The sequence below is a fragment of the Spiroplasma endosymbiont of Dromius quadrimaculatus genome, assembly GCF_964031155.1.
Taxonomy (GTDB): domain Bacteria; phylum Bacillota_I; class Bacilli_A; order Mycoplasmatales; family Nriv7; genus Nriv7.
The window spans coordinates 790,393-808,011 of record NZ_OZ035010.1 but is presented as its reverse complement, the minus strand read 5'-3'; the positions used below and the strand labels follow the sequence as shown (position 1 = coordinate 808,011).

The following is a 17,619-nucleotide window of genomic DNA, read 5'->3' as shown; positions in this document are numbered from 1 at the left end:
GAACATCATTTTAACTAATGATGTTTTTTACTATTCAATAAACTAAAATTAAATATCAAATTTGCAAAAATTATCAAAATTCATTAAAATTATTAGCAAAGTTAAATACTTTTTATAAATAAGGAGAAACAGATGAAATTTTCAATTATTATTGAACGATTAATAAAAAAATATCATAATTTTAAACTTAATGATATTTCACTTAAAGTTAGTAGTGGCAAGATGCATGCGATTATTGGTGCTAGTGGTAGTGGGAAAACAGTTACGATTAAATCATTAATTGGCGGTATTAATTATGATGGCGGTAAAATTTATATTAATGGTCAAGATGCTAAAAAACCGTTAGCAAAACAAACTATTGGGTATGTTCCCGAGTTTACTAAATTTCCTCGTAATATTACAACTTATCGGTTTTTAAAATCACTAGCTAAAATGAATGGTTTAAAAAATAATCAGATTAAACAAAGATTACAATCATTAATGGAAGAGTTTAATATTTGAGAATTTCGTAATAAAAATATGAATGCTTTTTCTAGTGGTATGAAAAAGAAAGTGATGGTAATTCAGGGAATTATTCATAATCCGGATATTTTAATTTTAGATGAACCAGAAGCAAATTTAGATACAACAACAAGAAAACAAATTTTAGGTTATTTAAGAACACTAGTTAATCAAGGTAAAACAGTCTTTTTTTCAACTCATTTATTAAATGAAGTTAAAGATGTTATTGATGAATGTTCAATTATTTATCGGGGTAATTTATTATATAGTGGACCAATTAGTGGTTTTCAATTAACAAATTCATTTGTTATTGAATGTGAGGATAATGAAGCGATGGTGATATTTTTTAAAGATAATGATATTGACTATTTATTTAGAGAAGAAAGTAATGATCTTTTCTTTAAATTAAAAAATTCGTTAGAAATTAATAAGATATTTCTTTATGCCATTGAATATAATCTAATTATTTATCGGATTGAGCCATATACGATTGATTTAGATTTCTTTTATAATACTTTAACCAGTGAAAAATTTAATTTGTAAGAAAGGAATAAAATATGAAAATTTTATCAAGTAATAATTTTTTACCGATTTTTAATTTTGCTTTAAGAAAAATATTAGTTTCTTTGTTAACATTAGTAATTGAAATTATTACTTTATTAAGTCTTATAATAACAACAATAGTTCTTTTTATTCAATTAGGAAATGATAATGATAGTTTTTTAGTAAATTTTCAATATATTATTTTAGTATTTTTAAATTTATTATTATTTCTTTTTATTGTTTTAAATGTAGTTCGAATTATTAGTGAAGAAATAACTGATGGAACATTTTTGTTATTAATTTCTAAACCTTATTCACGATTTAAAATATTATTTTCTAAATATTTAAGTTTATTATTTGTAGTTTTTTTATTTATTGCAATTAATTTAGGAATAGCTATTTTATTAGGTTATGTTATTAGTACTATTAGTAATAAGCATGCTCAGTTTATTTTACTTTTAAATATGATGACAAAATTAATGCTTTTCTCATTATTTCTTAGTTTTGTTGTGTTAGCAGGTTCAATATTAACAGCTTTAATATTTTCATCAAATATTGTTTTTTTAATATTAGTTGTTTTTAGCAGTATGTTTTTATTAGGCGGATTACCATATTCTTTAATTAAAGAAATTAGTAATAAACAAACAGTTAATATTGGTGAGGATACTTTTGATATTAATAATATTAAAGAAATAATCTTATTTAATGATGCTGTCAAAAAACCTGAAAATAACCAAACTAATATTAAAATTCGCTACTCTAAATTAGTAACCGAAATTTTTAATTTTTATAATGAATATGAATATCAACAACTTACAGCAAGGTTAACAGAAATTGATGATAAAAGAAGAGCAATGTATAAAAAATTTGATTTATATACTGATGAAATTAAGACATTTACTGCTGATGGTAGTGTTACACGATGAACAGGAGAGCTTACAAACGACTTAAAGGATAAAGATGTTAAATTGCATATTCAATTTAAAACATATTTTAAAACATTAGAACAATTAGATGCTAGTAATGAATATCAATATGAACTAATACAACTTATTAATAATGATTTATCACCACAAGTTGTTGAACTAACTAAAGATAAAAATGTTTCGTTAATGGAATTAGATATTGACAAAAATAATTCAACTACTAGTAAAACATATATTGAAGTTAGGAACAAAAAAATGTCTAATTGAAATCCATTTACTGTTTTTAGAGAGAATTATAGGTATGAATTTGATGAAAAATTATCTGAAAAATATAATGATTTGTTTAGTAATAAGGTATATTTTGCAATTCAAGAATTAGATAATAATATTTTAGTTAAAGTTCGTCATTTGAAATTATTAACTAATCAATCATTATCAATAAATAAAAATTGGACTGATTATCAATCATTAATGAAGACATATCGGATTATTAGTTTTCTTAATCTTTTTGAACATTGAAATCAAATGTGAACAACATTTTTAGGATTTAATGATTTCTTTTTTAGCCCCACAGGTAATTCATATATTGATTTTGATAAACAAAAAAATTATTTAAATTCATATCGTGATTTTGAAATTATAACAAATAATGAAGGACAGATTGAGGTTCAAAAGATTAATCACATTTTAAATTCAACAGCAGTAGCTATTGGTTATGGGATATTTGCAATGCTATTAAATATCGGTTCAGTTTTAGTTATTAAACGCCGAGATATTGTTTAGGTTTTCAATGGGGTTGCTTCATTTTATGTAATAAAATTTATGTTATAATTAAAACTGAAATGCAGATGTGAGGATTGCAAATAATGAGATTATTTATTAGTTTAAAAGAATGAAATTGATATCATTGATTAATAACCGGTTTAATTTTTCTGTTAATATTTACTCTTATCATATGACAAATATTATTATTTATTTTGCATCAAAGAAAATTTTTAGAAGGTAAAATCATTAATTTTTTAGAAATAATTAAATTATTGCCACTGCGTCAAATATTATATCGGTTATCAGAAATTGCTAGTTATCATCATGAATTTAAAACAATTTTACCATATTGGATTTTTCTTTATGAAAAGCATAGTCAAGAACTATTAGCATTAATAAATGAAGCATTAATAATTTTAAAACAAGATCAGCAAGATATTAAGAAATTTAGTTTATATAAGTTAAAACAATTATTAGCAAAAATTAATAAGTTAAATAAAAAATCACGCGACTTATTATTAGATTATGAAAATGCTCTTAAAATTGAATTAACCCAACGCGAGCAAGCATCATTATATAAAAGTTTTTTTAATCAGTTAGTTAATAATGCTACTAAATTACAAATTCATGTGGCAATAAATCCTGAAAAATTAGATTATTTAGTTAATGTTTTACAAAATATGTTATATAACTTTGAAATTGAATTAACTAAAGGAGTATTTTTGAAGTCATATCAAATTCTTGATAAGATTGCTGTTGGTTTAATTTCCTTTACAGAAATTTTAGATAAGATTCCGCAGTTATTAACGATTGTACATAAAGTTATTCCCAAGCAATTAAAACAAATGACTACTTTATATATGAATAAAGGTAATGATATTATTTTGCAAGAGCAGTTTGTGAATTTATTTGATGATGTTAATCTTCAAGTTCAACAAGTTAAAAAATTGTTAGATAATTTACAATATAAAAAGGGACAAGTCAGAGTTGAAAAAATTCTGGTTTTGCTAGCTAATTTTAATTATCAATCACAAAAAGAAAAAGATTTAAAAACAATTTTTTCAACTTACTATGAGCCAACCATTAAAGTAGTTGAATTAATTGAAAATAGTTTTGAAAATTTAAAAAAAGAATTAGTACAAATTGAAACTATTTATTTATTTTTGCCAATGGAAAAAGAAATAATTAATAATAGTCAAAAATTAGTTAAGAATTTAAGTTCACAAATGAATGAATTAATTGTGATTATGAATCAAACAAAAACTAATGCTTATCATCAATTGGTTAAATTACAGGTAAAAATTTTAGAAAATGCTTTAAAAACTCAAGTTCATTTAGAACAAGTGTACAAATTAATAACGCAAAAAACTGAAGAAGAAAAGCAATTAAAACAGTTACTTTCACATTTAGGAATCCTATTAATGCAATTAAATGCTAAGTTAAATAAAATTACTTATCAAAAAATTGCTTATACTTTCAAAGACCGGATTAGTGATGTTTATAACTCATTTTCGGAACTTAAAGAATTAATTAGTATTAGTGATGATTTACAAGAACAAAAGCGGTTATTACGCAAGTTATATTTATTAAAAGATAATATTTATAAATTACATAGTAAAATCAAAAATATTGCCATCATTGATCAACTAATTCAACGAGCAATTGTCTATGGTTATAAATTTTGTGCTATTGATGATAGTGTTAACAATAAAATTAAAAGTGCACAGCTAATTTATAACAGTGCTAATTATGAAGATGCATTACAATTAGTATTACAAGCATTAGAGTATTCGTATGAACAACGGTTACATAAAAGATTGCAAAAAAGGTAATAGAGAGTAGGAATAATTAAAAATGAATGATACTATTTTAATTCGTTATGGTGAATTATCAACTAAAGGTAAGAATCGGTATTTATTTATTAATCAGTTAGAAAAAAATTTAAAAGCTAAGTTAATCGCATTTAAATATTTAAATATTGTTGCAACCCATAGTCGGATGTTGATTTATTTAAATGAACATCAAACTAATCCTATTGAAATTGAACAAATTACTAATATTATTAGAAATACTTTTGGAATTACTTCGTTTTCTTTTGCTAAACAAGTTATTAAAGATTTAAATGTTATTCAGAAGGAAATTTTGACATTGATTAGCAATTTAGAATTTAAATCATTTAAATTAGATGTTAATCGGATTGATAAAAAATTTCATTGTACTTCGTTAGAAATAATTAATGTTATTGCTGGATTAATTTTAGATTATAAAAAAGATTGTCAAGTTAATTTAACAAATCCACAATTAACGATATATTTAGAAATTCAAATTGATAATGCTTTTATTATGTTTGATAAAATTACCGGATTAAAAGGTTATCCTGTTGGTATTGCTGGAAAAGTATTATTACTTATGAGTGGTGGGATTGATTCACCAGTTAGTGCTTATTTATTAATGAAACGCGGATTGGAAGTTCATTATTTACATTTTATAACTCCACCATATACTAAAGATGAATCATTACAAAAAGTTATTAATTTAGTTAAAACCTTAGGAGTTTATGGCGGTAATGTTGCTTCAAAATTATATATATGCAATTTTAGTAGTTTACAACAAGAGTTAAACCATATTCCTTTATCATCGTATCAGATTACAATTATGCGCCGAATGTTTGTGCGTATTGCTAATTATTTAGCAAGAAAATTGCGTATTAAAATTTTAGCAACTGGTGATTCTTTAGGACAAGTAGCATCACAAACAATTGAAAGTTTATCAGTTATTGCTGATGTTAGTGATATGGTAATTTTGCGACCATTAATTACTTATGATAAAAATGAAATTATTAATATTGCTAAAAATATTAATACTTATGAAACATCAATTATTCCTTTTATAGATTGTTGTTCATTATTTGTTCCTCAAAATCCAGTAATTAAACCAATAATTGCTATTGCTAAGAAACAAGAACAAAGCATTTTATGAGAAGACATTTTAGCATTAACAGTTGAAAATAATATTATAAAACAAGAAATTAATTTTCTTGAAAAAAAGTAGGTGGAAATAATTATTAATTTAAATGTTCACAGTGAGTATTCACTATTAAGTTCACCGTTAAAGTTAAAAGATTATTTTAAGTTTGCAATTAAAAATAATCTTTCAGTTTTAGCATTGACCGATAAGAATACAATGTTTGGGGTAATACGATTTTATGAACAATGTCAAAAATATAATATTAAACCAATTATTGGCATTGATATTGATGTGTTAGATATTGCTCGTAATTTGAAATTAGAATTAATTGTTATTGCTAAAAATCAGCAAGGTTATGAACAACTTTGTCTTATTTCTTCAATAATTGCTATTTCTAATAATTCAACAATTAGTTGTGAACAATTATTAGAACATTTAAATGAGATTATTGTTATTTTTAAACCACAAAATACTTTAGCAATGTCTTTAACAATGCAAGCGGAATATTTAACAAGAATCCAAAAAAAGGCCCGCACATATATGGGAATTAATCAGGATAATTTTAGTAATATTCAATATTGAATTGATAAGCAACAATTAGTTGTTCCTTGTAATTTAGTAAAATATTTACAATCGGATGATAATCAAACATTACAGTTAATTGAAGCTATTAAGGAACAAAAATTGTTAGCAGAAACTAATGTTAATGATTTTAGTAATTATCATTATTTATTATCATTTGATATTTATTGTGAATATGAACAAATATTAATAACTAATTTGGAACAGTTAATTAATAATGTTAATTTACAATTACAATTTAATATTAAGGAAAATATGTTACAGTATGTGCCACCAATTGGTGTGAAGAGCAATGAATATTTGCAAAACTTATGTTTACAACGATTACAAAATAATAAGGAAATTAATAATGATTATCGTTATCAACAACGATTATCTTATGAATTATCAATTATTTGTGAAATGGGTTTTGCTAATTATTTTCTTATTGTTTATGATTATGTTAAATATGCTCGTGAGCAAAATATTATGGTTGGTCCGGGAAGAGGGTCTGTTGCTGGTAGTTTGGTAGCATTTTTATTACAAATTTCTACTGTTGACCCAATAAAATATGATTTAATTTTTGAAAGATTTTTAAATCCGCAACGAATATCAATGCCAGATATTGATATTGATTTTCAAGATGATCGGCGCGAAGAAGTAATAAAATATTTAGTTGAAAAATATGGTAAAAATAATGTCGCCCAAATTATTATTTTTCAAACCATTACTTGTAAAATTGCTCTTAAAGATACGGGAAGAGTATTAAATATTCCTTTAGATATTATTGATAAAATCAGTAAAGCGGTGCCATTAGATTTAAATTTAGATTTATCATTAGCTGTTAGTAAAATTGAAATTTTACAAGTGTATATGACACAATATCCGCAGTTATTTTTATTAGCAAAAAAAATTATTGGCTTACCTCGACAATTTGGAACGCATGCTGCTGGTGTTGTTTTATCACAATTACCAATAATGCAAATTGTTCCAATTCAAAAAGGTTATAACAATATTTATTTAACGCAATATTCAATGAATCATTTAGAATCATTAGGATTACTAAAAATGGATCTTTTAGGTTTAAGAAATTTAACAATTTTAAAGCAAATTCTTAATATGATTAATAAAGATTTATCAATGATGATTAGTTTAGATAAAATACCCTTAAATGATAGTAAAACATATCAATTATTAAGTGAAGGATATACGGCGGGGATTTTTCAGTTAGAGTCTAAAGGAATGCAACAAATTTTAATAACCATGCAACCCAAAAATTTAGAAGATATTGTTGTTACAAGTTCATTATTTCGCCCTGGTCCGCAAGAACATATTAAGACATATATTAAAAGAAGATTAAAGCAAGAAGCGGTTTGGTATTTACATCCTGATTTAGAACCAATATTAAAAACAACTTATGGAATTATTATTTATCAAGAACAAATTATTTTAATTGCCCAAAAAATTGCTAATTTTTCATTAGCAAAAGCTGATATTTTAAGAAGAGCAATTAGTAAAAAAAATCAGAATGAGATGACCTTATTAAGTAAAGAATTTATTGCTTCTGGTGTTGCTAATGGTTATGATAAAAAAACTGTTAAGCAAATTTATGATGATATTAATCAGTTTGCTAGTTATGGGTTTAATCGCAGTCATGCGGTGTCATATTCATTATTAGGTTATTGAATGGCTTATTTGAAGGTTAATTATGCATTACAATTTATGTGTGCGTTATTAACTAGTGTGATTGCTAGTGCTAATAAAATTGAACAGTATCTTAAAGAATGTCAAAGATATCATCTAAAAATATTGCCACCGTCAGTTAATTTTTCAACAGAAAATTTTATTATTGAGAATCATATGATTAGGGTACCGCTCACGATAATTAAGCAGGTGGGAATGGTAATGTATGAAGCAATATATGCTGAAAGAGAAGCAAATGGACAATATACTGATTATTTCTCGTTTGTGGCGAGAATGGTGCTTAAAGGTTTAAATATAAGCATATTAGAAGCATTAATTGCTGCGGGAGCTTTAGATGAATTTAAAATCTCACGAAAAACGATGAAATTAAATATGACACTAGCTTTTCGCTATGCACAATTAATTCAGGTATCAAGGAATGATAATATTACCCTAAATTATGATTTGGTAGCAATACCTAGTTTAAAACAAGAACCAGATAATTTATTAGAAAAAGCTCAAGATGAGTTAAAATATTTTGGTTTCTATTTACAAACTCATCCTTTATTATTAATTAAAAAGCAATTGCAATTAGAAAAAGAAATTATTAAATTACAAAATCTAGATAAATTGATTAATTGAAAAGTTAAAGTATTGGTTTTTATTAATCGGATTAAACAAATTAAAACTAAAGATGGTCAGTATATGTGTTTTTTAACAGTAAGTGATGATTATGGGACAAGTGATGTGACAGTTTTTAGTAATATATATATGCAATATCAAGAACAACTTAAAGAAAATACTATTGTCTTAATTAATGCTACTGTTGAAAAGTATAATGATAAAATTCATTTAGTTTTACGAACTTTAAAAGTAATAAGTATTTAAAAAAATCTTATCTAAATTAGATAAGATTTTTTTATTCATCACTATTTTTTACTAATTCCAGAACATTAAGTTTTTTTAAATGATAAGTAGTCATAATATATGTTGATGAATAAATAACTATAATAATAACAAAACTAATTAAAATTACTCATCAAACTAAAGAGAAGGGAATTATTAAAAGAAAGAAATTTTGTAAGATATAAATAAAGATACTTGCTGTTGTTCAAGCTAGTAGTACACCACCAATAAAACCAATCAATACGGAAGGAAGAAACATTGTCAGAATTAAGTTATTAATTGTTCGATATTTGTAACCTTGAATTTGTAATATTGCCATCATTTTTGAAAATTGATCTAATGATAAACTAGTAATCATGGTAATGATAATAATTGCAATAATAATGGCATTAGTAATAAATATGGCAATCATACTAGCAGCAACAGTAGCGATTTTTTTAATTAACTCTTGTTTAGTTGATAATAAATCATAGTTGTCAACAGCATTTGTATATGCTCATCCGTCAGCGCTATTATATAAACCATTTGTAGAAAATGTTGAATATCTTGTTGTAATATCAATAAGTTCGCTATTGCTTGAATAACGACCATTGGATCATAAAGCAATGTTATTAAAAGGGTCTTTTTGATAAATATCACTTGATTTAGTATTAGGAACACCAATAATATCATTAGCATAATCTTGGGCCATAAATATTATTGAATCATTATAAGAATTATGGATACCAACAACTTCATATTGATATGGACCATCAACATTACTTTCATTAGCAAAATGGTCAATACCAATTTTCATTTCTTCTGGTTTACTTTGTAAATATGCTGATGAAAGTAAGGTAAATAAATTTTTACCATTAGTTATTAAGTTAAGAGCACTTGAAAAGTCAGAGTTGTTAATGTATTGTTTAGTTTTATTATTTCAAAAAATGCTATAAGGACGAATTACTCATCACTTATTATTAGTTTCATCAGTAGCAATAATAAATTTATCTTGGTGACCCGTAGGTAATTGTTTAGCTTCTAAAGTTTCAAAGTAATTATTAGTTGCTGCACTAATGCCTTGATAGATAATATTACCATTGTTATCTTTAATGTCATTTTTAGGTAATCGTAAGATGACATCATTAAGATTACGATAAGTTTTAGCATTAGAATATTGTTGGGCAATGTCCTTATCATTCTCGTTAGTACCTTGATAGTCGTAATGATTTGTTCAACCATAAGTTACTTTGTCGCTAGCACTAGTAAATTTATCATTAGGCATTTTTCAAATATTTTCCGTGTTAGGTTGGGGTTGTCATTTACCATTAATAAATTCTTGATTTTTTGAATTATAACCTCATCAGTTATTAGGAATTTTATTTCATTTGTTTTCATTAGTAGTATATTGTAAAGAACGAGTTGTATTTGTAAAATCAATAATATTGCCCACATTTAAATGATGCTTAATTTGTAAAGATTTATTAATGATAATGGGAATAATAATTTTATTATTAATAGTTTTAATTGTTTTTAGTTTATTTTGTAATTCATCAGATATTTTAACCATTTTATTATTTGGTTTAATACCGTGGGTTTTAATATTTTCATTGTTAATTTTTGAATTATAGTGCGTTAATAATTCATCTTCTAAGGGATTATAAGGTAAAGTATTAAAACCAATTGCAAAGCGATTTTTTGTTTTAGCATTATTTAAATATTTTTTAACAAAAGAAGGCATTTCACTGGCAATAACATTTTCCACACATTGTCTGTCTTCAATCTTGGTTATTGTCAATATCATTTGTACCATTAGCAATTAGATTAAAAATGGGACAAACAATATTGGAGACAGCATTCATTGCTGCTGTCCCATGATATTTATTATCCATTGCTTCTAGTCATCCTAATGAAATTGCTTTTCCTGAAAAATCAAACATATTGTAGCTAATTTGATTAATGATATCAGAAAGATTAATACTATTAGGTGATTTTGGATTATCAATATTAGTTCAGATAGCATCATTTTTTTGTTTCATATATTCAGAAATTAAACGATTTTCACCAATTGGATACATTGGATCAGTAGTTTCATATTCAATTCCTTGTCAAGGAAAGAAATTATAGCGATTTAAGGGCATATTATTAATTCCTTGATAAAATTCAACACTAGTTTGATAGTTGATATCATGATAATATGATTTGTCTAGTGATAAAATATTAATCGGAATTAGTAACGATAACGAGATAGTAAACGAAGCAATAAGAATTGTTAAGGCCATTAAAAAAAGTTTTTTATAAGAAACAGCAGCTAAAATAATACGAAAACGAGTTTTAAAACTACCAAAAGCAAAATAGCGATGATAAATTTTTAAAATAAATTTTGATGATTTATTATAGTTAATCTGAGAATGAAATAGTTCACTAATTGGGATATTAATAGCTTTTAAAACTATGACACTAGCACAAGTGATTGTTAAGATGGCAAGAACAAAAAAACCAATCGCTAAACTAGTAAAATCAAGGTAGATGGTGTTATTAGGAATAATAAACATACTACTAAAAATTTCTATAATTGCAATTTGACCAATAGTACCTAAAAATCAACCAATTGGTAAGGCAATACAACAACTAAGAATAGCATAAACTCAATATGATGAAGTAATGGCAAATTTTGAATAACCTAATGCTCTTAGAGTTCCAATTTGCTGATAATTTCTTTCTACGGCTTTTTTAATTATTAGAGAAAAAATTAAAAAACTAATAATGGCAATGAATATAGTAGTAATACTAATAATTATTTTGTAAGCATTAAATATTAAAGCAAAACTGGTAAAACCGCGATTAATGAAATCAGAGGAGTTATATTTTTCCATTTTAATGTTAATATTAAGATTCAAAGGTTTTTTTAATAAAAATGAGTCACTAAGTAATGTTTTGTAATTAGTTAAATCCTTTTCTAAGTTATTTTTAGTTCCTTGATGAGTTAAATAAACACTAGAAATATCTTGAACAATTTGTTTATATTGTAAAAAATTATCAAAAAATACTCAATTTTTAAGAAAAACTATTGGTTCATTGCCATAGTTAGGAATTGGATTTAATTGATTAGTAGAAGGTAAAACGGTTCAATTATCACCACCAATACCAGTAATCATAAAATTAAAATCACCAATTTTAATTTTATCGCCAATATTATAGCCTCGTAATTTTGCAAACTGGGGACTAATAACAATTTGATTACTAGCATCTGGACTTGTACCTTGAATAATTTTTAAGGAATGAGGATTAAGAGACTATCAATGTTAACAAACCGATAATTAAAGTTACTTGCAAAGTCAGTAAGAATAAATTCTCTTCTTGTTGTCACTTTAAAATTAGTAGCTATTCCTGCTAATTCATTTTGCATTTGCATTAAAATATTATTTTCAATTGTTCTTGTAGTTACTGATTTAGCAATATTAGTTTTATTTTTTAAACTTGGATTTGGTTCTGCTAGTCAATTAGTAATTAAATATTGTTTAAAAATTTCAATATTATTAATATTATTATCAGGTGGATATTGAAAAAAATTCGGATTATTTTTATAAATGTTAATATAATAATTTCATAACATTTTATTAAGTAAAGAAGAAAAATATATATCAATTACATTAATAAATTTATTAAAAAGTTGTTTAAATTCAATGTTGTTAATGGCATAATGATATTTTTCTTTAAGAATTTTTCCAATAATTGATTTTTGAAAATAAGAACTTTGATGATTAATTTGTTCTCATTTTAAATAATTAACTAGTTTAATATCATCAATAGTATATTGCTCGTTAACTTTTTTAGTTATTAGTTGCACATTTTTAGTTTTTAATGTTATTAGACTATCATCATTAGGATTATTACTAATACTAAAGTCACTAACTGTTAATTTATTACTTTCTGTAAAATCAGTGTTAGAAAAATTAAATTTATAATAATAATCATATTTTACTTCTTGCCCCATAAAATTATTACTTTGCTTTAAATTATTAATTGTTGACATGGCGAGACTAATACTAGCAGTGAGAATTATTGTTAGCAAAATTAGTAAAATCATTTGAACTTTTACTTTAAACATTGAAAAAAATGCTTGTTTATAAGTTGGAAATATTTTTTTCATTAGTTTTTGTAGCCTTTCTGCTTTAAATAACTTATTCGTCACTACTTTTTACTAATTCAAGTACATTCATTCGTTTTAATGTTTCAGTTGAAATTATATAAGTCAGTGTGTAAATAATTGTAATTGTTGCTAATGTTATTGGTAAAAGTCATCATTGGAAATATAGGGGAATAATGAATCCAGTAAAAATTCCAATAGTTCATAAGATACCTTGACAAATAAATCAAGCACTGATAAATCCAACGATAAATCCCATAATAGCAGCTGGAATAAACATTGATAAAGTTAAACTATTAATTTCACGATATTTATACCCTTGAATTTTCATAATTGCCATTAGTTTAGCAAACTGATGGACAAGAAGATTAGAAATCATTATAACAATAATTACGGATAGACTAATTGAACCTAAAATAAAGATGGCAGCAATACTAGAAGCCACTGTTGTTAAGTTCTTAATTAATTCTCGTTTTACTGTTAATAGTTCACTGTTAGTAACAGTATTAGCAACATTATCATTTAAACTAGCAATTGAATAATCACCAAGAGTTGAAGTTGTTGAATATCTACTAGTAACATCAGTTAATTCAGGATTAGATGATAACCGACCATTAAATCATAATGGCTCATTATTAAAAGGATCTTTTTTATAAATTTCACTACTTGTTGTGGCATTAAAACCAAGAATTTGATTAGCAACTCGTTGATTAATATAAACTTTTAATTCACCATAAGATTCATGAATTGCTTTAACTTGATATTTAACTTTTTGCGGTATCGGGGTATTATCAATTTTTAGAATTTTAGGTATTTCTTTATTACCAATAGTTTTACCGTCTAGTATGGCAATAAAAATATTTCATAATGGATTGTCATATGATTGATTTAAGAGATTTAGTGCTGATGTCATAAAGTTTTCATCAACGAATTTATTTTTAGTAGCAAATGGCACAAAGGCTCTAATATGTCATCATTTATTGTCGGGTGATTGTTCAATAACAAATTTATTATTATTTGTTGGTATTTTTGCATTAATAATTTCTTTTAAAAATTCATCTTTAATTGCTGGGTATTTGATATTATCAATTGTGATTTCTTCTTTGGGTAATCGTAAAATTATTTCATTTAAGTTACGATAACTTTTAGCAATGTCATCATCACCAATATCGTTTTCTTTATAACCATAATGGTTAGTTCAACCATAAGGCGAGTTATTATCATTAATACTTCATTTATCTAGAGGCATATTATAGATATTTTCAGAGTTATTTTCATCACGATAAATTCAAAATGAAGTGTGAGCAGGATATCATTTATTATTAGCACTCATATATTGTAATTGTTTTTGTTGAACTTCACTTTCAAAAATACTATCAACTTTTAAATTATGTTTTATTTGCATTGCCCGATTAATAACTGCTGGAATCTTATCAAGTCATTTTTTTTCTTGGATATATTTTGAACTTTCTTTTAATGCAATCATATCACTATTTGGTTTTACTCCTAGGGTTTTAAAAGCGACATTATTTAAGTTAGCATCATAATATGTATATAATTCATCTTCTTTAGCATTATAAGGTAAAGTATTATGAGTAATTGTTAAGCGTTGTTTTCTTCCAGAAATATTAAGAAAGTCTTTAATATAAGAAGGAACAGCTGTTTCAATTGCATTCATTGTACATGTTCTTCAGTTATCACTAGTATTTATTTCGGCATTAGTTGTTAAAATAGTGTTTACCATTGGACAAATAATTGTGGATAATAATCCTGAAAGTTTGGGATTATTATTAAAATCTTTAGAAATTTGTTCTAATCAACCTAAAGAAATTCCTCTGCCACCTGTTCAATAATAGTTATAAGCAATTTGTTTTAAAATATTATCTAAATTAATGTTTTGGGTATTATCACTAAGTTTTTTTCAAGAATTAGCAGGAGCATCTTTATAGTAATCAGCTACTGGACGAATTTTAGTAATTGGGTAATCAAGACTTTGATTTTGAGCATCAATCCCTTTTCAAGGGTATAAATTATAACGAGTTGTTGGGATATTACTAATCGGTTGTTGAAATTCAGCATTAGTTTGATATTTTAAAAGTCCATAATAAGAATCATCAAGACTGCGAACAGCAGCGGGGATCATTAAGGCAATAGCGATAGTGAATGAAGCAATAAGAATTGTTACAAACATAATAATAATTTTCTTATATGAAACTGATGCCAATGCCAAACGAAACCGAGTTTTAAAGCTTCCAAATGCAAATCATCTTTTGTGGATGCCAGAAATTGCTTTTGAAGGTTTATTATCACTGTTAGGTCGTAATAGGGTAGTTGTATTTTTTGCTACTTGTTTATAAGCAGTAATTGTTACGGTAATTAAAATTACAATGATATTAATTGCCAAAGCAATTAGAAAAGGAATAATATCAAAATAAAAAATATTATTTGGAATTGTAAAGAAATTTTCAAAAATTTTCATTACGGCTATTTGTAAAATACTACCAACAATTCAACCAATGGGTACAGCAAGAATTGTTGTTATTAAGGCATAAGATCAATATGAACCAATAATTGTTTTATTTTCATAGCCTAATGTTTTCAAAACACCAATTTGTGTTGCGTTGCGTTCAACGGTTTTTCTAATAATTAATACTGTTGCAAAAACTGTTAACATTGTCATAAAAATAACAATAATAATACTAAATCAAGTATATGTTCTAGTAATTGTTGGTAACGAATTAAAGCCACGATTAATATAATTGTTGCTGTCACTATTTTCAATCGTTGAAGTTATTTTTAAATCTTCAGTAATTTTTTGAATGTCTTGGGGGTTGTTATTGTAAGCTAACATTTTTTGATAAACAGTTTCAATGCTGTTATTATTTTTTTTAAAATTATCATTAAGAAAAAGTCGAAATAATTCGAAATCATTGGCAATATGATTTCCTGTGTATGTTAAATAGACATTAGATATATCTTCAATATCACTATAACGAATGAATTCATCACGAATAAATAATTGGTGGTTAACGAATAAGACGGCTTCTTTTGCTGGATTAGGAAGAAAATTTATTGGATGAACAACAGGTAACGATGTAAAGTTATCGCCACCAATGCCAGTAATTATTAATTTATAACTACCAATTTTGAGAGTATCACCAATTTTATAATTATATTTTTCAGCAAACTGAGGATTAATTACAATTTGATTAGCACCAGTAGGATAGGTGCCACTAATGATTTTAATATTATTTTTTTTAGGGTCATTATTAGGATTAATACTAATTACACGATAACGGATATTAGTAGCAAAATCAGAAAATAAATACTCTTGGCGTAAATTGACATTAAAGTTACTTAATAAGCCAACTAATTTATTATGGTGATTTCATATTGCTTGCGAAATATCTCAATTATTTCTTAAAGATGTTCCACCAATCGGAAGTGTTAGATATTTGGCAACATCGAGATAACTACTATCCTTATTATCATTTATGTGGTCGTTTATTAGTTGAAAATTAATTTCATTATTATCTTTGTTAATATTCATTAAAATATTTCCTAAATCGCCTTTAAAACCTTGTTTAAAAAAAGCTTTGTTATTAAAATTTGTTGCCTGAGGAAACCTTTTTTCATAATCTTCTTTTGTTAATTGTTGAAAAATATTAATTCCGCCACCAAAAATTGGAACATTATCACTAGATAAATCAGTTTCATTATTTATATCTCTTATTCAACTGTCGCCATTACGAGCATTAACAAAGTCTCTTAAAAATATTTCTTTAAATGCTTTAACTTTGTCAAAATAATCAGCATCAGTTGTTTTTTTTGGATATTTAAGTTTATCACTATTAGCTTTATAAAGATTAAATAAATAAAAGGCAAAAATTGGGTTAATGTATTGTTCAACCAAAGTTGTATATTGTTCATATAATATTTTAAATTCGTTATTAGGAATGTCATGATATTTTTTATGTAAAATTTGACCAAAGAGTGAATTTTTAAAGGCTGAACTATTTGTATTAATTTTTTCTCATTTTAGTAAATTTTTAAAGGAAATATTTTCAATTGTGATATTATTATCACTTGCTATTTTTTCCGTAATATCTAAACTTTCTGATATTAATGGTAATAAACACCCCGTAGGGTCATTTTTATCTTTCGCAATGGTAAGTATTGGTGTACTGTTATCTTTTATACTTTTACTAGTATTAGATTCTGCTAATGAACTTTTACTAAAAGCAGTACAAATATTAAATGTTGGTGATATGCTTTGAATACTAGGACTATTTTTACTATTAAAGCGATAACTATAATTAAATGGTGTTGTAGCACTATTCATTGCTGTTTCACCATCTAAGAGTCATCTTGTCGTAATTCAAGTTAAGGTAATTGTCGTTGATAAGATAATAGTTAATAAAATTAATGAAATAATTTGGATTTTATGTTTAAATGCTCCTCAAAAGGCTTGCTTAAATAATTTGTTTCATTTTCAATGTTTCATAAATGTATCTAACCTCAACTTAATAAATTATTATAAAAAAGATAAATATTTTTTAACATAAATAATTATATCAACTTATTTATGAACGGCAACCTTGTAAGAATATTAGTAGCAAGATTGGTTTTATTTTTTAA

At 25.0% G+C, this 17,619-nt stretch carries 9 protein-coding genes; 5 read left to right on the top strand and 4 right to left on the bottom strand.

Annotation, left to right across the window (positions count from 1 at the left end; genetic code table 4):
* The first annotated feature begins 132 nt into the window (after positions 1-132).
* The 5 genes from AAHM88_RS04505 to AAHM88_RS04485 all read left to right on the top strand — a co-directional run bounded on the left by AAHM88_RS04505 (position 133) and on the right by AAHM88_RS04485 (position 8,834).
* On the top strand, positions 133-1,044 hold the full coding sequence (locus AAHM88_RS04505; RefSeq protein WP_342262353.1) for an ABC transporter ATP-binding protein: 912 nt from the start codon (positions 133-135) through the stop codon (positions 1,042-1,044).
* Positions 1,045-1,058: 14 nt separating this feature from the next.
* Entirely contained in the window at positions 1,059-2,753 is a 1,695-nt protein-coding gene (locus AAHM88_RS04500; protein ID WP_342262352.1) for an ABC transporter permease, read from the top strand.
* 83 nt (positions 2,754-2,836) lie between these two features.
* Positions 2,837-4,567 (top strand): septation ring formation regulator EzrA, encoded by a 1,731-nt coding sequence (locus tag AAHM88_RS04495; RefSeq protein WP_342262351.1) that lies wholly within the window; start codon positions 2,837-2,839, stop codon positions 4,565-4,567.
* A 22-nt stretch (positions 4,568-4,589) separates the two neighbouring features.
* A complete protein-coding gene (gene thiI / locus AAHM88_RS04490) occupies positions 4,590-5,786 on the top strand; it encodes a tRNA uracil 4-sulfurtransferase ThiI (RefSeq protein ID WP_342262350.1) in 1,197 nt (398 codons plus the stop codon).
* Positions 5,787-8,834, top strand: a complete 3,048-nt coding sequence (locus AAHM88_RS04485; RefSeq protein WP_342262349.1) for a DNA polymerase III subunit alpha — start codon at positions 5,787-5,789, stop codon at positions 8,832-8,834.
* 31 nt (positions 8,835-8,865) lie between these two features.
* Here AAHM88_RS04485 and AAHM88_RS04480 read toward each other — a convergent pair whose 3' ends face one another.
* The 4 genes from AAHM88_RS04480 to AAHM88_RS04465 all read right to left on the bottom strand — a co-directional run bounded on the left by AAHM88_RS04480 (position 8,866) and on the right by AAHM88_RS04465 (position 17,485).
* Positions 8,866-10,629: an ABC transporter permease gene (locus tag AAHM88_RS04480; protein ID WP_342262348.1), complete on the bottom strand. Its 1,764-nt coding sequence runs from the start codon at positions 10,627-10,629 to the stop codon at positions 8,866-8,868.
* Positions 10,556-11,989 (bottom strand): ABC transporter permease, encoded by a 1,434-nt coding sequence (locus AAHM88_RS04475; protein WP_342262347.1) that lies wholly within the window; start codon positions 11,987-11,989, stop codon positions 10,556-10,558. Before AAHM88_RS04475 ends, AAHM88_RS04480 begins: the two co-directional genes overlap by 74 nt.
* 116 nt (positions 11,990-12,105) lie before the next feature.
* Positions 12,106-12,942, bottom strand: a complete 837-nt coding sequence (locus AAHM88_RS04470; RefSeq protein ID WP_342262346.1) for a hypothetical protein — start codon at positions 12,940-12,942, stop codon at positions 12,106-12,108.
* Between the two features lie 73 nt (positions 12,943-13,015).
* Positions 13,016-17,485, bottom strand: coding sequence for an ABC transporter permease (locus tag AAHM88_RS04465; protein ID WP_342262345.1), 4,470 nt, complete (start codon positions 17,483-17,485; stop codon positions 13,016-13,018).
* Positions 17,486-17,619 lie beyond the last annotated feature (134 nt).